Source organism: Leyella lascolaii (genome assembly GCF_900079775.1).
GTDB classification, from domain to species: domain Bacteria; phylum Bacteroidota; class Bacteroidia; order Bacteroidales; family Bacteroidaceae; genus Prevotella; species Prevotella lascolaii.
The window spans coordinates 459099-480034 of record NZ_LT556050.1 but is presented as its reverse complement, the minus strand read 5'-3'; the positions used below and the strand labels follow the sequence as shown (position 1 = coordinate 480034).

16 protein-coding genes and 1 pseudogene are annotated in these 20936 nt (G+C 45.6%); 4 read left to right on the top strand and 13 right to left on the bottom strand.

The annotated features are described in order from the left end of the window. Window positions 1–34: 34 nt before the first annotated feature. The 7 genes and pseudogenes from BN4609_RS14430 to BN4609_RS14400 all read right to left on the bottom strand — a co-directional run. Window positions 35–808: pseudogene (locus tag BN4609_RS14430) on the bottom strand (restriction endonuclease subunit S); the annotation flags it as partial. A gap of 53 nt (window positions 809–861) precedes the next feature. Then, the gene (locus BN4609_RS14425; RefSeq protein WP_005859043.1) at window positions 862–1260 is read right to left on the bottom strand and encodes a hypothetical protein; all 399 of its coding nucleotides are present in this window, start codon (window positions 1258–1260) and stop codon (window positions 862–864) included. 34 nt (window positions 1261–1294) lie between these two features. After that, on the bottom strand, window positions 1295–2236 hold the full coding sequence (locus BN4609_RS14420; protein WP_005859041.1) for a relaxase/mobilization nuclease domain-containing protein: 942 nt from the start codon (window positions 2234–2236) through the stop codon (window positions 1295–1297). After that, window positions 2226–2534 (bottom strand): MobC family plasmid mobilization relaxosome protein, encoded by a 309-nt coding sequence (locus BN4609_RS14415; protein WP_004316509.1) that lies wholly within the window; start codon window positions 2532–2534, stop codon window positions 2226–2228. The genes BN4609_RS14420 and BN4609_RS14415 overlap by 11 nt, the downstream gene beginning before the upstream one ends. A 138-nt stretch (window positions 2535–2672) precedes the next feature. After that, window positions 2673–3752, bottom strand: coding sequence for a DUF6371 domain-containing protein (locus BN4609_RS14410; RefSeq protein ID WP_005859039.1), 1080 nt, complete (start codon window positions 3750–3752; stop codon window positions 2673–2675). Window positions 3753–3830: 78 nt separating this feature from the next. Continuing rightward, a complete protein-coding gene (locus BN4609_RS14405; RefSeq protein WP_005859037.1) occupies window positions 3831–5207 on the bottom strand; it encodes a DUF3987 domain-containing protein in 1377 nt (458 codons plus the stop codon). Window positions 5208–5218: 11 nt separating this feature from the next. Then, window positions 5219–5584 carry a helix-turn-helix domain-containing protein gene (locus tag BN4609_RS14400; RefSeq protein ID WP_005859036.1) on the bottom strand — a complete coding sequence of 122 codons (366 nt, stop codon included), beginning with the start codon at window positions 5582–5584 and terminating at the stop codon, window positions 5219–5221. Between the two features lie 466 nt (window positions 5585–6050). On the opposite strand from BN4609_RS14400, the gene BN4609_RS14395 reads away from it, so the two are divergent. Both BN4609_RS14395 and BN4609_RS14390 read left to right on the top strand, forming a co-directional pair. After that, window positions 6051–6266: a hypothetical protein gene (locus tag BN4609_RS14395; RefSeq protein ID WP_005859034.1), complete on the top strand. Its 216-nt coding sequence runs from the start codon at window positions 6051–6053 to the stop codon at window positions 6264–6266. Window positions 6267–6290: 24 nt separating this feature from the next. Then, entirely contained in the window at window positions 6291–7148 is an 858-nt protein-coding gene (locus BN4609_RS14390) for a reverse transcriptase family protein (protein ID WP_005859032.1), read from the top strand. Between the two features lie 30 nt (window positions 7149–7178). Here the strand turns inward: BN4609_RS14390 and BN4609_RS14385 are convergent, their stop codons facing one another. The 4 genes from BN4609_RS14385 to BN4609_RS14370 form a co-directional block, all read right to left on the bottom strand. Beyond that, entirely contained in the window at window positions 7179–8054 is an 876-nt protein-coding gene (locus BN4609_RS14385; protein ID WP_005859030.1) for a hypothetical protein, read from the bottom strand. 264 nt (window positions 8055–8318) lie between these two features. Continuing rightward, window positions 8319–8684, bottom strand: a complete 366-nt coding sequence (locus BN4609_RS14380; RefSeq protein WP_005859029.1) for a virulence RhuM family protein — start codon at window positions 8682–8684, stop codon at window positions 8319–8321. A 9-nt stretch (window positions 8685–8693) separates the two neighbouring features. Next, window positions 8694–9800, bottom strand: coding sequence for a site-specific integrase (locus BN4609_RS14375; protein ID WP_005859027.1), 1107 nt, complete (start codon window positions 9798–9800; stop codon window positions 8694–8696). An 84-nt stretch (window positions 9801–9884) separates the two neighbouring features. Next, the gene (locus BN4609_RS14370) at window positions 9885–10796 is read right to left on the bottom strand and encodes a helix-turn-helix domain-containing protein (RefSeq protein ID WP_005859021.1); all 912 of its coding nucleotides are present in this window, start codon (window positions 10794–10796) and stop codon (window positions 9885–9887) included. Between the two features lie 243 nt (window positions 10797–11039). Between BN4609_RS14370 and BN4609_RS14365 the strand changes: the two genes are divergently transcribed. Next, on the top strand, window positions 11040–11768 hold the full coding sequence (locus BN4609_RS14365) for a hypothetical protein (protein ID WP_164071706.1): 729 nt from the start codon (window positions 11040–11042) through the stop codon (window positions 11766–11768). Between the two features lie 384 nt (window positions 11769–12152). Here BN4609_RS14365 and BN4609_RS14360 read toward each other — a convergent pair whose 3' ends face one another. Both BN4609_RS14360 and BN4609_RS14355 read right to left on the bottom strand, forming a co-directional pair. Beyond that, window positions 12153–12758, bottom strand: a complete 606-nt coding sequence (locus BN4609_RS14360; RefSeq protein WP_068857243.1) for a hypothetical protein — start codon at window positions 12756–12758, stop codon at window positions 12153–12155. A 272-nt stretch (window positions 12759–13030) separates the two neighbouring features. Then, window positions 13031–15442: a GH92 family glycosyl hydrolase gene (locus BN4609_RS14355; protein ID WP_241033273.1), complete on the bottom strand. Its 2412-nt coding sequence runs from the start codon at window positions 15440–15442 to the stop codon at window positions 13031–13033. A gap of 416 nt (window positions 15443–15858) precedes the next feature. Here BN4609_RS14355 and BN4609_RS14350 point away from each other — a divergent pair, with 416 nt between their 5' ends. Further along, window positions 15859–20289 carry a carboxypeptidase regulatory-like domain-containing protein gene (locus tag BN4609_RS14350; RefSeq protein WP_084791675.1) on the top strand — a complete coding sequence of 1477 codons (4431 nt, stop codon included), beginning with the start codon at window positions 15859–15861 and terminating at the stop codon, window positions 20287–20289. The last annotated feature ends 647 nt before the right edge of the window (window positions 20290–20936 follow it).

The following is a 20936-nucleotide window of genomic DNA, read 5'->3' as shown; positions in this document are numbered from 1 at the left end:
CAATAAGATATTCTTGATTGTATTTTGAGAAATATTATCCCTTGCGGAACCCNATTGTAATATAAGAGACTGCTAAATCAGAATTTACCGATACTTGACCATTCATCAAAAGCGGCAATAGTTCGTCACGCTGCATAGCCAATGAATCTATTTGTTGATAGTTATTTACAATCATTTGGTAGATACTTCCAATCTTCTCATCAAATAGTTTCAGAATATTTCTTGTTGGTATGGGCAATAAGATATTCTTGATTGTATTTTGAGAAATATTATCCCTTGCGGAACCCGTACTGAGTGTAATAAAATGGCTATATAACGATGATATATGGAAGTACACATAGTATAACATATTTTCTATTGTAGGGATAATGCCACAAACGGCTTGATTAGAACAAGCTTCGAATGTTAGCAAGCTAACTTTACCTGCTGTTGCGCCATACATTGCGACCAATATACTGTTGCTTGGATATAACTTTGCACTTGAATTTTCTAATCCACATTTTGTAATATAATTGGTAGTCTTAGTGATTATAGGACTATTCAGTTCCCCACTGTTTATCCAAGCTATTTCTCCGTTGTTGTAGTATTCTATATTTGTTGATTTGGGTGTACCTCCTGAATATGTGGTAGCAAAATCTTTTATTAAAGATATATTCCATCCTTTTGGAATCTCTCGCTTCAACTTTTTATTCCAAACCATTTCCCCACCACTTGATTTATAAGGCTTCCCTTCTTCATTCGGAAAATCAAATTGCACAAACCAATAGTCGTAAAGTTGTTTCGCCATTGCCGTTAAATTCTGATTTATCGGTATATAAGAAAAGGAGAGGAAAAGTCCCCTCCTCAATTTTAAACGATGTGTCAGACATTTAAGTCTTTAATCGGCAATCCATAATTGTTTTGATCAAAGATTCCTCGATAGATGAGCTTTAAACCGAGTGTTTGATAATACTTGTAGTTATCACCTTCGGTACAAAGGTATTTGTAACCGTAGCGTGGCATGTACTCCTTGAAGAAGCGAGCCAAATCTTTCAGGCTTTCTTCTTGGTTCTTCTTGAAGTTACTGCGCACAATGATGATAGACCAGTCGGGGAAATTGCCTCTTCCACAACTATACTCCCAGAAGCGGATGTAGCAGTCTAGATCACGTTCACTGATGTTCACACAAAAGCCATTGGCATTTTGCATCACGCTACAACTGTTTCTGTAGCCGAACTTCTCACACAAGTAGAGATTGAAATCTAGAATCAAATCTTCCATAAATAATTGATTTAAAGTGTTAATAAAAAGTGGATTATAAATGAAAGCCTCGCTTGCGCTTAGCCTTTTTCTTTTTCATCAGCCGATTGAACTCGGCTTCTTCTGCGGCAGTGGCATCGTAGGACGAGTTGCCGTTTAGCAAGCCGAGACTGATGCTTGAGCCATCATCGGAATGGGAAACGCTTTGTTGTACATTATCTTCCTTATGTCTGGATTCCTGTTTGGGTGATTCAAACAAGGATGCACAAGCATTCTCTTCCAGTCGGTTGTCGATATTCAAGTAGCTGAACTCTCGGCTAATCTTAGAGCCGGAGAAAGAAAAACCGTTGTACTCAAATTTTACACCCTGTATTTCCCGTGTAGTTCGGCTGACCTTGAATTTCATATCAATGTCTCGGTCGGCAAGTGCATCCTTTAAGTCAGCCCAATTTTGTACTTGGGACAGTTCCTCTTTCAACGCTTTGTATATCTCATGCTTTGCTCGGTCATAAGGGCGCAATCGTTCCTCCTTGATATGGTCTTTACCATTGGCAAAATGCAAGCGATATTTGGCGGTCAACATTTTGCAAACTTTCTCATTCCTGCGAAAGTCATTCTTGTCGCTAATCGTTTTGCCGTCATTGTCCACTCGATTAAAGACGATGTGGCAATGCGGATGTTCACGGTCGATGTGCCGGGCAATGATGTACTGCGTGTTTTCGATTCCCATCAGTTTCATGTAGTCGTGGGCAATTTGCAACATCAGTTCATCATCATATTTCAAGCGTTCGCTATCTTCCGGTGAGAAGTTGAGCGAAGTATGTCCGACAATATTCTTTACCTTATCATTGAGCAGCGATTGTAACTCAAATTGCTCCGCCATCTGTTCGGGTGTACCTTCTACTCCAACTGCTTCCAGCAATTTGGATTTCTCCTCTTTGAGAACATAGCTAACACAGCCACCGAACGATGTCCCTTTAGTCTGTTTACCTATCATCTTTCAAACGTTTTATAAGTAGGTTAATGTGCTGAGCCATTTCCTTGCATCTGTCCGCTACGGCGAAGAAACCGTAGGTGTTTGCCTGTCTTGCCAACTGGTTAAGATTGGTACTTTCGCCAATCAGTTGACGGATGATGTGAATATGCTCTTGCGTGATTCGTTCACGTACCGAACCGTTTTCGATGAGCGAACGGATCACTTCGCTTTGAGTCTGCTTGCTCCGTCTGCAAAGCGCACCAAGCCATGCGTATTGCTGATATGACAGACGGAGTGTTACTGTATATTTCTTTTCCATTTGAATCTGTTTTTAGTGAATAATGTGTGACCATCGGGAGCCGCCTCCTCAGACTTTTTGAGGAGCAAGTGGTCGGGGAATGTAATACACCGACATTAACTTGCTACAGTAAAAAAGTCTCGATTCCTCTCCCTGAGTTCAAAGTCTGAATCCTCGCTTCTTGGGTGGTAAAACCTTCGGTTGTGGAGTGCCTTGTTGTACGCTGATGAGCTTTAAATCGAATGTCTCTATCAGTGTTTTCAAGACAGGATTCTTCCTTATCATTTGTTGAAGAATGGCTTCGTCAGGCTTCACTTTGAGTAGATAATCAGCTATGTCGTAGCCCTCTTTGCGTTCGTCTTCGGTAGCGTTGGCTTCCAGATAATCGAACATTTGTACTTCAATTCCGCAGCTTTTCATCAGGCTGATTTTGCTCTGCCAATAGTCGGTTGCACCTAAATCAGGGAATAATACAACGCTTCTTCCTGCTAAAACGGATAGGCTGTTGACATTGAAGCAACCGTTCTTTCCACCTGATGCTATCCATAGGAATTGCGGCAGATAGTAAGATGCAATAATTGCCGTTTTCTCGCTTTCGACCAGCGCAACTGGACGGTTTTTGTCTTCGGAAAGCAGATGCTCACCGAAGAAGCACTGCTTCAAATTGTAATCATCTTTGTGTAATACGGAGTGCACCCACGTAACATGATTGTATGGTTCTTTTATTCGCTTACCCGTTTTGGAATTGTAAAGCATTATCTTACCAGTTCTGACTTTACTCCGATTGTCCGTTTGCCAGAATACGGTTGCACCATCCCAATACTTGGATGTACCAACCTTGTATCTCTTCATAAGATTCAATGTTTCCGTCTCTCCGAATTGGGCCGATAGAAACTGAAATAACTTGTTCGCAGAATAGCCTCGTAATGATTGGTTGACTATATCCAAATCCATGTAGGAGATGGCTATCGGTTTTACTTCTTTAATAGGTGTATAACTTCCGAAGCTATTCTCTGCAAACTTTTCTTTCTCAGATGGATTCTGCTCAAAGTAATCACGAGGCGTGAAGTGATAACCACATTTCTGCTCATGATCACAACGCCCCACGTATTCTGGGAACTTGATTTGCTTCTCTGTATCAATGTATTTGGAAAAGCATCTTTGGCGGTGACAGTTCGGACAAGTATGTCGAGTGCTGACACCTTTGTAGGGTTCTAATATGAATCTATGTGTACTCATTGTATGTTTCTTTTTTAGTGTGTCACTTTTGTCGTTATTGTCGTTTTCGTTTGGAAAGTGTCAATACCGACAAAAATGTCACGGGTTAGTCTTTGAATATTCTCCATGTTTCTCTTTGCGAAACAATGTCCCGATGTTGTCATTGAGAAAGCGTTGAAACGTGCGCTCCTTCATCCCGTTTTGCTCGGCTATCTGCATAGCTTGGGCGGTTGTAAAGGATGGAGGAAGCAGATTGACTATTGTCTGTTGTTGGCTGTTGAGCGTATTTTCATTGAGGACATTTTGAACGTTCAATGCAGACTCTTTGAAATACTCCGTCAGTTTGATTGCTCGTTCCACTGTCAACAGGTCGATACAGGTCTTATCACATTCTCCGCAAGTCCATCGTGCTAATTGGATAATCAGACAGAAACGGATGATGTATATTTCCAGCTTGCAATAGATACTTACGATGGTGTCGTTTGTTTCCCGGTCGCACAGCTCAGAAAAATGGTGCTGCCACTCGTAAAGCCGTTTCTTGGCATCCTCTGAGAAAAAAAGGATTTGTGGTTCAATCTCTCCATGTTCATTGAGGTGGCACTCTGATTGTATCAGCTTGTCAATGATGGCATTCCACTCTTGCTCTATATCTTCCGGCAGTTCTTTGTCATTCCACCGTGCTTTCTGTTGCAGATTCGGCATTACAAACAGGATGCGGTCGATAAACCCGTTGCTGGAACGTTCACCTTTAGCCAACTCATTCAAGATTTTATTTTGGATAGTCCCAATAACCGATATGTACGGACGCTTGATGAAGATGGAACTCTTGGCGTTCTTGCGGTCGGACATGGTGGTCTTTGCACTGAATACTGAGAGCCAAAACTGTTCCTCCGAACCGTTGTTATAGCGGTTGAAATTCTTGAACCAAGCGGATAATTCATCAGCCCACAAGCATAACCCACGTTTGTTTTGAGCATGAATGAGGCTCAATCCTTCGGGCGTTACATCCGAAACCAAGAAGCGTTTGCGGATAGGCTCTTGTGGAAATTGCTCACTACCGCTTTCCGCACGTTCCTTGCGGCTCATGCTCATCAGCTCATCGTACTTTGCAAGTGCCTTTTCAAATTCCTGATTCTGTCGGTAGTCATAATCAAGAAACGGCTTCATCGCAAAGCTGAGCGGATGGCTTTTGTTTGCTCCCGGTCGTCCAATTAATGCTATATATAGGATAGGGCTTTCCACCCAGCCTTGCTTGATTTGGACAAGATGCGTGTTGCCAATGCCGACTGCTAGTGCCGTAAGGATAGCTGCGGCAATGTAGTCGGTTGGGTAGTTATGGCATTCGTGTACCTCGCTGATGATACGTTGGATTCTTGTAGGGAATATGCTAACAGGGAAATCAGTACCCGTTAGTCGCATACTTAAATCAACCGCTTCGTCAATGATGGATGCCGGATTAATAGAATATGTATCCATAGCCACACCTATTAAAGTTTCACGGATGATTTGGGCTTATGACGGATGCCGCCTTGCATATTGGCAAGCATCTCTTCGTATGTTTGCTCGGAAGTTTTTCTTCGACCATTCTCAATCCATGCTAGAAGTTCGTCTTCGTAGAAATAGAGTTTTTTTCCTTTCTTATAGGCAGGAAGCAGCCCTTTGCGTACCAATGTATAAATGGTAGGCTTGGCTTTTCTGATAATACGGCAAGCATCCTCAATTTCAACCAACACGTGTTTGTCTGATGCGGGCGGTTGAAGTTCCGATACCATTCTTTTCAACTCGATGACTTGTTCGGTCAGATAACCTACCGCTTCGGGCAGCTTATCAAATGTTACTGTTTCTTTTTGCATACGCCAATCGTTTTTAATTGTTCGATGGCAAAGGAAACAGGTGTTTCAATGGTGGAATTATTCACCAAAATATAACTGATGAATAACTTTTTGATGTAGTTGGTAGAATAATTGCGAAGATTTCGCTATGTTTACAATGTATTAGTTCTTTGATAGACTGAGGAAGGCTTTGGAGACTAGATTATGCTAAAACCTAAAGCGAGCAATCGCACCAAGTCATTGGTAAAATGGGGCGGATATAGTTTTGAAGTATGGCAGAATGGAGACAAGAACATCTCATATAGTTCGTTCATTATTTCCGATTGTCGATACATGGAAGATTCGTATCTACTTCATTAATTTGTGTCCATTTTTTAGGCACGTGAAAATAGAGAGTACAATGGAAGACAATGTCTAAGCATATTTTAGTTAGGTCATATTGATTTTAGGCACGTGGCAATATTGCCCGAACTAAAATTAAATGCTTATGGCTAAAAAAAAGAAGAAGCCTTCAAAGAGAGGGAAGAAGGCTTACAAAATTTCCCTCCATTGTTCTCCAATGATTGTAACACAGGAGAAGAAGATAAAAAAATTGGCAAAATGGATTAAAGCCATTGCTGAATTTATAAAGGCATTGATTCAATTATCGAATGTAATGAAGCCTTTGATTGAATGGTGCAAATCTTTTTTTGAATTGTTATAATCAGCTCTCTAATTTCTTTTTTTGATGATAACAAACGAAAAATATTTACTATATATACTGGGTGTTAATAAGGGACAGTTGGATTACTTATTGGCACACATAGAAGATTACTATTATTCTTTTGAAAGAGTAAAATTTAATAAGTTTACTGACAAACCAAAGAAGAATAGTAATGGAGAAATTGCCACTAGACAAATAAACTCGTCTAGAGGAAAACTAAAAGAGGTTCAAACGCGCCTTTACGATTTTATGTCAAAGCAAGTTAAAATTCCTCAATATGTTTATGGTGGTATTCGGGGGAAAAATAATGTGCGTAATGCTCGTCTTCATCAAGGAAATAAATATATATTTACGACAGACTTGAAGTCATTTTTTCCATCTATTTCTCATAAGCAAGTTTTTCAAATGTTTCTTCGAGAGGGTTGTACGCCTGCTATAGCAAGAATATTAACTAAACTAACTACTCATAAATATCAAGTTCCGCAAGGTGTTCCAACCTCAACTTTAATTGCTAATTTGGTATTTAAACCCATAGGTACGGAAATTGACCAGTTAGCAAAGGAGCATCATATTAAATTTTCAATGTTTGTTGATGATATAACTTTGTCATCTAAAGTTGATTTTAAAAATCTAGTACCTCAGTTCCTTGCAATCATTAAAAAGTCAGGATTCAGAATCAGTCACAAAAAGACACATTATCAAACTAAAAATCCTATTATAACAGGTGTAATATGCCAAAATAACCGACTTCTTGCTCCTTTGGGTTATAAAAAAAAGATAGCAATACTATCCAAGCAGCTCTCAACGCACGAATTTATAAAGAATAAGCTACAAGGAATAAAAGCGTATTTGTCAATAATTGAAAAATCAAGTTCGCTTTGACTATTTATGTTGTCATTATATGTGGTGATTTTATGCAATTCTCCTATCTAATTTAATCTTGCATACGGATTCCGTATGCGACATCTTACGCTCAATGGTAGATATTTCTGAATCACGGAGGGTATGAGCAAATACCCTTTTGATAAATGTGGCTGTCTGCAAACGTGGCTTGCCAAATGCCTTACCTATATTCCAACCAAAGTGCATGATGTCAATGGTTTTTAATTGGGCATCAACCTTTATTTGCTCGACTTTGGGCATAGTATCTGATAAGTAATATTCTGTAATATATCCACATAGACGATTGAGGTCAGTTTCGCTAAGGTAGAGAACCAAGTTTTGTTTCGTATATGCGAGAACCTTATCTAATTTTTCTTGCGATGCTCGTTCCTTCTCAGCCATAGCGTTGGCACGGAATATCTCGTATTCTGATGGCTGATTGGATTCTGCGATGGGTATATTATTGATGGTAGAAGGTGTGGCTTCTTCCTTTGGAAGTTCTGTCACATCTTCATTGAGTTCAGAACACGAAGGGGTAGAAACTTCTTCTGTTGTGTCAGATTTAATTTCAATTTCAGGTTCAGAAATGATGGATTTTGAAATAATGGTACTTTCGGCAAGTTTCGAATGTTTCACTAGAGCTTCTACCACCACAGCCTTATTACGGTAGCCCTCAAATCTCAAAATGCATCTTTCTATTGTTGGGGAAAGGAGTTGTCTGAATGCCATTTGTAGATTGAGGTAGATAGCTCCTATGACAATAGAGCATACTATAAGAATAAGGTAGCTGCTGAACTCGTCCCAACCATAGTGAAGTACGGTCTGACGGGCTAAAACACTAATGATAATGATTGTACCAAAAACAATCAGATGCAATGTTATCTGTTCTATCTTTTTCTGCTCCATAGTGAGTTGTATTAATCGTTTGTGTGCAAATATATAGGATTAATTTTTGAGAAAATCCATAGTTTTGCTTGTCAATGGGCTTTTGACGATATATTTCATCACTTTTCATCATGTTACATGCTTAATAATAAGCGTATTGCAAATTTCTTGTTTTTAGATGAAAATAGTTGGTGCAACAAACTTGTGTATCTCAAAAATAAAAATTATCTGCATCATTTGGGATAAACAATGCAGATAATCAATAGGGTATAGAGGTATAGTTTATTAGCAATACAATGTATGGTTTGTACCTTTGTTGAGATATAACAGGATGTTGTAATCTTGATTATGAGTAACTTTGTTTATTAACCATCTCCTGAATGCTGCAGAATGTCCAGTGTCTATTTGATAGGATAGAGCTATAATCATGTTGAGATTATATACATCGGCACTATTCCTATTTTCCAACTTTATACATTGGCAGATGTCATACTTCTTTAAGACATTGGCTTTCAATATTGCTTTTAAACGGGAATTGATTGATCCAACTGTTGTATAGAATAAGTCGGCAATCTCCCAAACGGTCATCCATACTTCTCCATCAGAAATATGGATACCATGTCCGTTGTTTGTTATGATTCCTCGTTTCATAGCTGTAATTTATTTCAGTGAAATCTTATTGGCTGTCTCTCGTTTCTTTACATTGACCAAATCTGCGTAGATTTGAGTAGTGGAAACGTTCTTGTGGGTTAGCATCTTTGAGACAGTGTAAATATCTGTGCCTAAAGAGATTTGGATAACTGCGTAGGAGTGACGAAATCCGTGGAAGGTTATCGGCTTCGTTATTCCTGCCTTTTTGAGCCAGTTCTTCAGCGGATAATTAATCATACTTCGTTTCAACCCTTTGAATACCTTACCTGTGTCGGGCATACCGCATAGTTCATAGGCTTCGTAGCTGATGGGGAGTGTCGCTTCCGTTTGGGTTTTCTGAGTTCTGATACGCAAGCAATAGCCTTGGTCGGGAGCAATGGCAAAATCTTCCCATTGAAGATTGAGAATATCGCTGATGCGTAAACCTGTCAGACAAGCAAACAATGAGGCGGCTTTCAGAACGGGGATGTCGCAAGGAGTGGCGGCAAGTTGTTTCACTTCGTCCAGTGTCAGGTATTCTTTCTTCACATCTTGTGGTTCAATCTTGTCAAGATAGTCATTGATGTTTTCTCGAAGCCATTTGTCTCGGTAAGCAATCTTCAACAATCCTCTGAAAGTAGAGTAGTAGCCGGATGCCGAATTGAGAGATATGGGACGATTGCTGTGTTTGAGCTGCTTGGCATTCAACAGGTACTCACGGAACTTCTTACATAAATCCACATTCACTTCGCCGAAGGTACATTGCCCTTTGACGAAGTTGTAGAAATGCTGATAGACAAACATCCATTTCTGGTCTTTGCTTCGGCACATCTTTTTGAAGTAGGCGAGAAAGTCGGCTTTCTGTTTGGTCTTGTCTAAGAAACCGAACTCTTCATTGATGAGCGATTGCACTCTGATACAACGGATAGCCTCTGCCTTGTTTAGCATATCGTTGTTGAATTCCCGTTCCATTTCATTTTTAGGATGGGCATAGATGTAGATGCCGAGATATTCCCGACGGCTCATCTGCATGGTTTCGGGGTTACGAACTGCCGGATAATAATCCAGATACAAGGAGATGCGATTATTCCGAATCGCTCTCTGACGAACTGTTACTTTTGTACACGTGTGTGTCATACTGTTTAATATTTAGAGTTTTACATTTGTTTGGTGCAAAGGAATAAGGTGATTCAATGGTGAGAACATTCATCGATAAATAACTTATTCAATTTTTGGGGCTGCAAGTAGCTTATCCAATTCAGGTTTGGAGATAAGCGTGTATTTGCCCTTCTTGACCTTTGGGATATTATGATATTTCGCATAATGATAGAGTTGGTCACGGGTAAGATTGAACTTCTCCATAGCTTCGGCTACCGTATAATACTGAGGTTCTTCGGGTACTTCCACTCCTTTGGCTATATCGACATGTTTCTTGGAATAATACACCATGATACCTTCTTTCTTCTTTGGAATGGCATTCTTAGAAACGAAAGTGTAGATAGCGGATAAGGTCATGCCGAATTTTTCCTGCATTTCTTGTGTACTATACCATTCATTGATGTCTGGACTCGGGGCTTTCTTGGCAAAGTAAGTGTCCATGTGCTTCTTGCTCCAGTAGGTCTTGCCACGATTGAAAGTGCGAGGAATGTTGTTCTTCTTGGCTACCGCAAATATCCATGATTCATTTACATGATATTTCTCTTTGACTTCGGCTGTGGTGTAGAAATCGGTGATAGGAATAGTGTCCTTCGGATGTCGTTGTTCATAAGGACGAGCTTCTACCATCCGGTCAATATCTTTTTTACGGATAAAAGACAACCTGCTACTGATGCGGAATGCTTGCAGCTTTCCGGCATATACCATTTTATATACGGCTTGTTTACTCAGCCCTAATAAAGTCGCAGCTTCTTTGAACGATAGATATTCTTTATCCTTGAAATCGGATATGGGTTGTTCACTGATGATCGTTTGGACTTTGGTTTCTACTTCTTGTATTCTCTTCTGCCGTACCGTTTCTTTGTATGCAAGATTATTGCACCGATGAGAACAGAAGCGTGTTGTTAGCTTTTGGGCATAAAATGTTGTGCCACACCACTCGCATACCTTTTTGATTTTCATTTTACTTGTTGCCATATTCGTTACTTTTTAGAGGTTTATTTCTCTTGTTATTTCTCCATTTTGTTCAACTATCGTCAATCATAGTCAACCACAGTCAACTTTCTCCACGACCTTTCCGACCTAAAATCGGAGAGTAACAAGCGAGTAACAAATACGGTACAAAAATGAGCTGAAAAAGCCCTATAAACGATAACCATCGCTTATAAGGCTAAAAAGAAAGGCGCTCAAAATGAACGCCTTAATAATCATTGATGATATATGCTAATCGCTGGTAATCACTACCTACTTACCGATGCAGACATGGAACTTGTAAAGCTCGTTGGACTCAACCCGCAGAATACTCAGCAGATACTCTTCAAACCGGTTAACCTGAGTGGAGGAGAAGGTCTTGAGGCAGGAGAGTGTTATCTGGTGAAGGTGACTAATGGTCCTGTCGGTTCAGACACTGGTACAGAAGACAATCCTTTTGAATTCAACAGAATAGACGAAAGCAAGGGAGATGCCGCATACAATGATATAGAAAAGGTTACATATCATTATGGCTATGTATACAGTTTCGAGGGCGTTTCTTGTCCTGACGGAATAAGCAATGGTGCTGTCAGCAGAACAACAGATGACGGTGCGCTCAGATGGACAACACACTATTATCATCCAAGTAGTCCTGGAAATTCTTATGCTGCTCCCGCAGGCTCATACGTAATGAGCGGAGGCGACATGTATCATCTGGGTTCCGACTGGAGTAACGGTCTGATTGGTACCGCATGGTATATCGAGGAGACCACCCCGGCGTCAGAAACAAAGACCCTCGTGATAGACAACGGCAACGGAACGACTGACATCAACGGCATCGTGACAGAGACACCTGCCGAGAAGGCTGCCGAGGGTGTGTACACCATCAACGGTCAGAAGATTGCTTCAGACAAGTCGCTCAACGATCTGCCCAAGGGCATATACATCGTGAACGGTAAGAAACATATCGTAAGATAAGAAAGAAATTCATCATGCGTTAATGTTCAACCGTGAGGCTGGATGTTTGCGGCCGGTAATGTGAATGCACATTACCGGTTTTTTTATGCCCCACAACCAGTATCACCACATTATTATATTATGCGCCAGCCCCCAGCAGAGACGCAAAATCTTGCGTCTCACGAGTAAGTATGCGCAATTAACCATCCCTATTCCATTTCCGTCAAACAGCGGTATTCTTTCTCGTGAGACGCAAGATTTTGCGTCTCTACTGGCTGACGCCATTGGGATGACGGGCGGTGGAAATATGAAAAACGCTGTCAGCCGATGACTTCGGTTGGCAGCGTTGCATTTCTGACGGGTACATGCATGCACCCTGTATGTCAGCTACATACTGTCAGACATTCACATCTCAGGAGCTTTCCTTATCTTTCCAGTGAAGTTCCATTGGGTGTTTATCGACTTCCAGTCGTCCGATCCGCTATAGTTCGGGTCGTAATATATCATTTCGAGTGGTGATATTGAGACTGTGTATTTGTCTCCGTTTCTGGTTATCACGAGGTTTCCGCTGGAAGGACCTTCCTCTATGTAGTATTTGCCTTCGGGGTTGTTGATGCTGCATCCTACAGCACCAGACACCTCATACGATCCCTCCGCGAAACTCCCTTCCGGCAGTTCTGACAGTGAGCCTGCCGTATCGAACGACACAAGTACGGCTGAATAGTTGGATGGAAACGCCGACATGTCTCCGCTTGCCATCGCACTGTACATGTCGAAAGAGTAGAACTGAATCTCATAGAAGTTTGTTCCGTCACCGTTGCTTTCCGCTGTCCAGTAGACGTTGTTGAGCTTTGCGCTGACTCCGTCCAGGTTTATTGTTATCGAACTGTTGTCGCCTGAACCAGAGCCGGAGCCCGAACCGTTGTCGCCGTCGTCGTCACTGCTGCATGCAGATAACACACATAATGACGCAAAGAGAAAATACTTGAAAATTGATTTGTAGTTTGTCATAATGTTTTGGTTTGTGAATAATGCAAAAGTAACGATTGTCTGTCGTTCCCACAAACGGCATCCGGCGCATGACTGCCTGTTGTCTGCCATGCGGATTCTATCCGGCGGAAATTGATGACTATACGGTTTTATAAGATGCTCGTGATGATTACGGCAATGGCATGTCACCGGGTAAGCAATGCTATGACGCGGTATGTTATAACGAAAAAAGCCTCCTGCGATATGGGCAGGAGGCATAAAGGATTGCATGCGAGCAGATTCGCTGGGCATGTTCACTTTACGGTGTCAGACATCGACGGCGGCAGCACCCCGTTGCGCGACCATCCCGACGGTTCGGGACCCATCACAAACTCCAGCGTGCCCCCGTCTTTTATGTCGCTGTGTCGGAACCAGTTGTTGCCGAGAGGCTTCCCGTTGAGTCTTACCGACTGCACGTATATGTTCCTGTCGCTGTTGTTTCGTGCCGTGATACGGAGCGTGCGTCCGTTCTCAAGATGCAGTGTCGCTTTCCTGAACACGGGACTGGAGATGAGATAGACGTCCTGTCCGGCGTTCGGGTAAAAACCGAGCGAATGGAAAACGTACCATGCCGACATCGAGCCGGAGTCGTCGTTGCCCGGTATTCCGTCGCGTGTCGCCTTGTAGCGTTCGGCAAGTATGTACCGCACGAGACGCGCTGTCTTGTCCTGACGGTTGACGTAGTTGTAGAGCGAAGGTGCGAGGAAGCCGGGCTCGTTGGCTATCTGGTACATGCCGATGAGCCACCGCTGGTCACCGTTGTTGTGTGTGAAGAATGTGTCGAGACGCTGTGTGAACCTCTCCTGGCCTCCGCAGCGCGCTATGAGAGACTTCATGTCGTGCGGCACATACATGGACAGCTCGAACGAAAAAGTCTCGTATGTGGGGTTCTCCCAGCCGCCTCCTGTGAGTACGGTGTATTTGTCCTCAGCCAGAAAGCTGCCGTCGCGCTCTCTCGGCCATGCGAAGCCCTTGTGTCCAAGGCACTCTATGTCGTCGTTCCACGTGTTCTGCCAGTTGGACGCTTTGCGGTAGTATCTGTCTGCTATGTCGTTCTTGCCGAGACGGTTTGCCACGGTGGCTATGGCGAAGTCGCAGTTGGAGTACTCCAGTGTGCGCGTGAGGCATCGCTCGGTGGCAGCCGACACGTAGCCGAGAGTGTTGTAGTCGTTCAGTCCGCCGCGCCCTTCCTTACGCTCGTCTCCTCCCGGCGGCACCTCGGCGTTCTTAAGCATAGCCTGCAAGCCAGCCTCATAGTCAACCCCCTCCACGCCTTTCACTATGGCGTCGGCAAAGAGAATGTCGCAGTTACTGCCGCCTTGCACCCTCCCGTTGTCATTTCCGCTGCGCGCGTCAGGCATGTAGCCGTCGTTGCGCCATATGTCGATAAGCGAGCGCAGCATGTTAGCCTGTCTCGACGGAGTGAGAATGGTGAATAGCGGATGGGTGGCGCGGAAAGTGTCCCATATGGCGTAGAAGTCATCATAGTTGGGTTCTGCAGATGTCCATTTGGGGTTCTCGCCGGTCTTGTCGGTGGGTTGCAGATAGCAGTGATAGAGTGCGGTGTAGAACTTCACTTTGTCGTTCTTGTCTCCGTCAAGCTCCACCTTGTCGAGCACTCTGTTCCACTTGGCTGTCGCCTCAGCCTTCACCTTGTCGAAATCCCATGTGTCCACCTGCCTCATATTGGCTCTTGCACGTCCGCAACTGATGTAGGATATGCCCACGCGGACTCTTATTTTCTGTCCTGCCGTGGTGTTGAACGTCATGTAGGCACCAGTCTTTTGTCCGGAGTCAAACTGGCTTTCCTTGCCCGGCTCGGTCTTTCCGTCCTTCCAGGTGCCGAAACTTGCAGCCGGAGTGTTAGTTTCGGCGTGGAAGTACACAGTATATGCCTCGCCCTCGTTCCAGCCTCCCCGCACGCGGGTATAGCCCTCCAGCTCGGTAGGCGACAGTATCCTTACTTCCGAGCCGATGACCTTTTGCGTCTCGCACATCTTCAGAGCGAGGCAGCTGCCCATGTCGAACAGTATTCTGGAGTCGGTGGCTGCGGGGAAGGTATATTCGTGCAACGCAGCCCGGTCAAGAGCCGTCAGCCTTGCCGACGTGCCGTAGCGTGTGAGCTCCACACTGTATTCGCCAACTGACGCCTGCTCGTTCTCGCGTGGCGACGAATAGTCGGACAGGTCTATCACGCCCGTCATGGGCAGCATGAGAATGTTTCCATACTTGCATCCTCCGCCTGTTCCGCTCACGTGCGTATGACTGAAGCCGTGTATGTTGCCGTCGGGAGCCCATCCGGCGTTCCACTCCATGTTGCCGCAATCAGGTCCCAGCTTCACCATGCCGAACGGCACGCATGCTCCGGGGAATACGTTGCCGCCTCCCTCCGTGCCTATGAACGGGTCGACATATGACGAGTTCCCGTTTTCATTGGCACCGCAGACAGTCGCCGAAGGCAACATGGTCAAGAGTCCGCACAGCAATGCCGTCAGCGAAAACGGTCCCGCTACAGACAGCATACCATGTCCTGAGCCGCTCTTGTGCAGCAGCATTGCATTCTGCCTCCGGCTTTCACGCGTGGCGTGTCGGGTGCAGCCGGAATGGGATGGTGTGATGAATGGCAGCCAGAATGCACTGACTGCCAAGAAAAAAGAGACAAACATATATTCAAGTTTTACAAATACCGATGGTACAGTCGGGTTTAAGCGTGTCTTGAGCATTTCTTTTTATTTATATGGTTTTTGGTTATGTCCTGTCCCGTTCCTTATGCCATGTCTTCAGAATCAGTGTGTGTGGTGTCACCGTATATTCTTATGGCAGAGGAAATTCAGGTGTAAAGTTACAAAAGTCTTTCCTTATAAACGATAACGGGAGCGCTTTTTTGTCCCTCGGATTTATAGGTTTTGTTAACATAGACATTAAAAAATGTTTTCAATATAAGCTTATTTTAGGTTAATATTGGACTCTTGATGAAATAAAATAATATATATATCGCAATTTTTTAATTATTATTTACAAAATAAAGAAAATAAATATTACTTTTGCATTAATTCATAAAAAACAACCAAACAACATTATTATGTTCAGAAAAGTTTTACTTTCAGTTGCATTATGTATGACGTTCGTGTCTGCTTATGCACAGATTTTAAGCGGGAGCAGCCGCGGACCTGCCTATGCCTTCTGTACGTCTGGCATGACGGGTATCGTGGGGTTCCCGTTGGATTCGTTCGAGCCTGCCATTCTGCACAGCCAGGACGAAGGAGTGAGAGCCGCCGCATTTGTGGAGGGAAGTTACTATGCCATCAGTCAGGACCAGACCCAGCTCTTGTCCTATGACCTTGAGAACGGGACTAAGAAGACCGTGATGGAACTCAGCGGAGAGTTTCTCGACATGGCATACGACTACAGTACGGGCTCTCTGCTCATGCTCCAATACAATTATCCGAACCCGTCGTCGCTGGTAAGACTCAATCTTGAGAGCGGCGAGATAACCCAGTTGTGCTCTTTCGAATACAGCATGTGCGCCCTGACGGCGACGCCTGAAGGCAAGGTGTATGTCACCGACATGTGGGGCGAGGTGTATGAGGCTGACCCCTCCACGGGAGCAACGACGAGCATAGTCAAGACCAACCAGTATGCGTCAAGCGGCGTAATGCGTTCAATGGACTATGATGTGGAGACAGGAAAACTATATTATCTGCACAACTCATCGTATGGCGGATGCACGCTGTATGAGATTGACACGGTGCAGAAAACGTTCAAGGCAAACGGCAGCAGCAACGGAACATACGTGGGACTGTACACCGGCTACACCAGCGCAGTGCCTTCAAGTCCGGCAGCCCCCGAAGGTCTCACGCTCACACCCGCACCGGACGGCTCAAACAGTTGCGTGCTTACATGGACCTGCCCTGCGACTACTTTCAACCGCCAGACATTGGACAAGCTCGCGCATGCTACGATATACCGTGACGGCGAGGTGATAGGCACGACTGAGAATGTGGCTCCGGGTAAGGAGGCGTCGTATACTGACACTGACGCCGCAACAGGCATACATATATATAAGGTGACGCTGAGTAACGCGGACGGAGAGGAAGGAATGTTCGCCATAGCGTCCTCGTTTGTCGGAACGGACGTTCCGGCGGCACCGACCGACGTGAAAGCCACCGTTGCCGACGGCAATACGATTGTAGTGACATGGACAGCTCCCGACAAAGGACTCAACGGAGGATTCTTCAGAACGGACGACCTTAAATATAAGGTGGTGAGAAACGACGGCGTGACATTAGCCGAGGCGACAGCCGAGACTACTGTGACAGACAAGATAGAGGGTGCGTACAGAGGATACTCGTACACTGTCACCGCGCTGAACGGAGCCGGAGAGGGCGGCAGCACGGTGTCGAACACAGCCGCGACAGGAGCAATAGGAGAACTGCCTCTGTCTACTCCGTTCGACAATGAGAACGAGTTCTACACATGGACAGTGACCGACGCCGACGCCGACGGCAACACATGGCTCATGGGAAACAAATGGGGCGCCGGCAGGACAGGAGCCGAAATATACAGCACCGGAGGCGAGAAGGACGACTGGCTCATATCTCCGCCGGTGAAGCTGAAGCAGGGAGTGCCTACCCGTATATCGTTCGGAGCATACTGCACATACTACTGCACGGAGAACATAGAGGTGCGTATGGCTCCCGCGGACACCGCACCTGAGGACGCCGTCACTGTGGGGACGATAGAGATAAAAGGCTCTGACGGAGGCTATTACGGCGACGTTATAGAGAGGTGGATGGACATATCGGCAGCCGAGTCGGACGGAAACTACAGCATATACCTTCACTATCAGGGCGGATACTCCACTCAGGGAGTGCACATCAACGACTTCGCGTGGAAGGAGAACAAAACCGCAACCGTGACGGGAAAGGTGGAGAACTTCATGTTCGGCATGCAGGGAGCTACGGTGACTGTGGGCGAACAAAGCACCACAACCGACATGTACGGTAACTATACCATCAGTGAGATACCGGCAGGCGAATATGATGTGACCGCGTCATATCAGGGATACAAGACTGCGACGGAGCATGTGACACTGAAGGCAGGTGACAACGTGACCGTGAACTTCATGCTGGAAATGCTTGAGAAGCGCAATGTGAGCGGAACGGTATCAGACAAAGGCGGAAAGCCGGTAAAGGGAGCGAAGGTCTCGCTCGCCGGATATGAGAGTCAGTCGGCTGTGACCGATGCCGAAGGAAAATACACCATAAGCGCCTACGAGGCTGAGGGATACACACTGTCTGTTGTGAAAAACAACTACAAACCGCAAAGCCGTGAGATGAATCTCGACGCAGACAAGACGGACGAGAACTTCGCGCTCGATGTCGACGCGCTTCCTCCGTACAGCGTTAAGGCAACCGACAACGGTGACGGAAGTGTGTCTGTGAGCTGGAACAAGCCGCGCAGCGTCAACGAGATGGCTTATGACAACGGACAGCCGGAAGGCGGATATGGGTATGGCTCTTACTTCACCGGCTCACAGGTTGTGGGAACAATATTCCCGGGAGAGACCATCGTGAACGAGCTGAAGTGGTGGACCGTCGGCGGCGAAGGCTGCGGAGAGGACATCACTCTGATGCTGATAGACCTGAACTGGAGCGGAAAGCCGACAGGCGAGGTCCTGTATCAGGCTAATGTGAAGACCGTGGACGGACAGTGGAATACGTTCCGCCTGCCGGAGCCGCTGCATACCGAGAAAGGCTTCCTCTTCGCCATAGCGGGCAAGACAAATGTGGCAACCGACGGAGGAACCGCCGACGGCACTGTGGACCATCCGCAGACGCAGGTGTATACCACCACTTACAATGCCGAACGCTCATACAACTACTTTGACGATACCAACGATCCGTCGCGCCATCTGCTGCTTCGCGCCGTGTGTGAGAACGTGGAGCCGGACGACGCCACGATGCCGGACGTTGTCTATAATGTGTACAGACTGCCTGAGCAAGCAACGGAAGATGAGGCTCAGTGGACAGCTGTGGCAGAGGGATGTGAGGACATGTCGTTTACCGACGACAACATTCCGAGCGGCAAATACCGTTATGCCGTGGAGGCGAACTACGGAGAAGAGACATCTGAGGTGACGTTCTCGGAGGTTGTGGAGCATAACATGGCAGCTTCTGTAAGCGTGAGCGTGACTGCCAACTCGAAGCCCGAGCATGCCGAGGGAGCCGCTGTGAAGCTTTATAATGACACTTATTCATACACTGCGACAGTAGCCGGAGGGAAGGCTGTGTTTGACAATGTGGAGAAGGGTGTCTACTCTATGAGTGTGGAACAGACCGGATTTGAGACATATGCTGTGGCAGACCTGCAGGTGAACGGAGAGGAGACAGAGTTCGGCTTTGACTGCACTCTGACGCAGAAACTCGACAGACCTGCCAACATGGACGTGCTTGTAGACGGCTCAAACGCGAGACTGCTGTGGAACGTTCAGCAGAATATCAGCGACGACTTCGAGGGCGACTGCTACAGCGACTTCGAACTGAATCCGGCGGGAGACGCAGGCTGGCAGTATGTCGACAACGACGGACTGATGACTTGGGGATTCGGCAACACGACGTTCCCGCACATGGGTGAGCCTATGGCTGCGATAACATTCAATTCCGGAGCGACCACTCCGCCGCTCGCATCGGCTGAAGGTGAGGTGTACAACACGGCACATTCAGGAAACCGGGCACTGAGCTTCTTCGCCTCACGTGAGGTGGACGGCACTACCGTGGTGGAGAGTGACGACTACCTCATCTCGCCTGAACTGAATGCATACCGCGACTTTAAGTTCTCGTTCTGGGCACGCACATACGACGAGTATGAAGGCTACCGCGAGCGCATAAGAGTGGGTTACTCCACAACGACAAGCGACCTTGCCGACTTCACGTGGATAGACGAGGAACTGAAGTATGTTCCTACGGAGTATACATATTATGAATATGACATACCGAAGGAGGCGAAATATGTCGCTCTGAACAGTTCTTCAATGATGAACTTCATGCTGCTCGTGGACGACGTGTTCATCGGAGTGGACGGACAGGTGAGCGGTAACGGTTATCTGCCGGTAAACGTGCTGTCGTATGAGGTGTATCTCGACGGTGAGAAGGTTGCCGACACCAATGCGACAGAACATCTCTTCACCGGTCTGTCGGCAGGCAGCCACACAGCCGGAATAGTACAGAAGTTCGATACAGGCAAGTCGGAAATGCTGTCCCTGTCGTTCGACATCGTTACCACAGGCATCGGTTCTGTGGCTGAGAATGTGGTTGCCGTATATGCCCGTGACAGCCGTCTCTATATAGAAGGCGATTACAGCGGTGCGGCAGTATACGATACGGCAGGAGCTAAAATGATGGAACTGCACGGAGAGAGTTCGGCAGACATCAGTTCAATTCCTGACGGAGTGTACATTGTCAAAGTTGTGAAGAACGGAGGCAAGACTGTATCTGTGAAGATAACAAAGTGATGATGTAGCCTTATGGCTTGGTGAAATGTCGGGGGACTGTCTCAAAATGAATTTGGGGCGGTCCCCTTTTTTTGTTCATGAAAGCCCGCCATGATAAGCCCGAATCATGTATTTATGCATGCGCATGTCGTCCGCATGGTTTGTTATATGCTTGTTGTGCAGGTGGCATAACGTGCGGCGGGGTGGGGCTGACACTGTGAATGTGGATAGGAGAGGATTGTTAAGACGCTGCATGAAAAACAACGTGCGCTGGCGTGATATGGTGTAACGGAGAGGAATATACGTATAACGTCAAGTCGCTGAGAATCGTGTGGAGGCAAGCGACCGGCAATCTTTCCGCGTATGCGCGCTTTTATGACGTATATACATAATGTCTTGCAAACCAATGTGTTGCACATATTGTGTAAGTATATATGGTTTCCTGTATTTCGGAAAAGCCTTTTCCGCAACACCGGAAAGGCTTTATGGACGCGCGATAAAGGCTTTATGGAGAGCCGATATGCCCTTTCCTGTAGGGTGATTTCTTGTCATGAGTGAGGTGGACAGAACGCTGTGTTTCTTAAAAAGGACATTTAATGCGGGTTTGAGGAGAAAATTGTGGTCTGTCATACGGTTTGTGGCAGGACTATGGTAGGATGATGGTGTGG

What these genes read in the sequence shown, in the direction of transcription:
- BN4609_RS14380 (WP_005859029.1), bottom strand. Translation starts at nt 8,684, where the DNA reads ATGAAACGAGGAATCATAACAAACAACGGACATGGTATCCATATTTCT.
- BN4609_RS14405 (WP_005859037.1), bottom strand. Translation starts at nt 5,207, where the DNA reads ATGGATACATATTCTATTAATCCGGCATCCATCATTGACGAAGCGGTT.
- BN4609_RS14385 (WP_005859030.1), bottom strand. Translation starts at nt 8,054, where the DNA reads ATGGAGCAGAAAAAGATAGAACAGATAACATTGCATCTGATTGTTTTT.
- BN4609_RS14365 (WP_164071706.1), top strand. Translation starts at nt 11,040, where the DNA reads ATGCTAATCGCTGGTAATCACTACCTACTTACCGATGCAGACATGGAA.
- BN4609_RS14370 (WP_005859021.1), bottom strand. Translation starts at nt 10,796, where the DNA reads ATGGCAACAAGTAAAATGAAAATCAAAAAGGTATGCGAGTGGTGTGGC.
- BN4609_RS14350 (WP_084791675.1), top strand. Translation starts at nt 15,859, where the DNA reads ATGTTCAGAAAAGTTTTACTTTCAGTTGCATTATGTATGACGTTCGTG.
- BN4609_RS14400 (WP_005859036.1), bottom strand. Translation starts at nt 5,584, where the DNA reads ATGCAAAAAGAAACAGTAACATTTGATAAGCTGCCCGAAGCGGTAGGT.
- BN4609_RS14360 (WP_068857243.1), bottom strand. Translation starts at nt 12,758, where the DNA reads ATGACAAACTACAAATCAATTTTCAAGTATTTTCTCTTTGCGTCATTA.
- BN4609_RS14395 (WP_005859034.1), top strand. Translation starts at nt 6,051, where the DNA reads ATGGCTAAAAAAAAGAAGAAGCCTTCAAAGAGAGGGAAGAAGGCTTAC.
- BN4609_RS14375 (WP_005859027.1), bottom strand. Translation starts at nt 9,800, where the DNA reads ATGACACACACGTGTACAAAAGTAACAGTTCGTCAGAGAGCGATTCGG.
- BN4609_RS14420 (WP_005859041.1), bottom strand. Translation starts at nt 2,236, where the DNA reads ATGATAGGTAAACAGACTAAAGGGACATCGTTCGGTGGCTGTGTTAGC.
- BN4609_RS14390 (WP_005859032.1), top strand. Translation starts at nt 6,291, where the DNA reads ATGATAACAAACGAAAAATATTTACTATATATACTGGGTGTTAATAAG.
- BN4609_RS14425 (WP_005859043.1), bottom strand. Translation starts at nt 1,260, where the DNA reads ATGGAAGATTTGATTCTAGATTTCAATCTCTACTTGTGTGAGAAGTTC.
- BN4609_RS14410 (WP_005859039.1), bottom strand. Translation starts at nt 3,752, where the DNA reads ATGAGTACACATAGATTCATATTAGAACCCTACAAAGGTGTCAGCACT.
- BN4609_RS14355 (WP_241033273.1), bottom strand. Translation starts at nt 15,442, where the DNA reads ATGTTTGTCTCTTTTTTCTTGGCAGTCAGTGCATTCTGGCTGCCATTC.
- BN4609_RS14415 (WP_004316509.1), bottom strand. Translation starts at nt 2,534, where the DNA reads ATGGAAAAGAAATATACAGTAACACTCCGTCTGTCATATCAGCAATAC.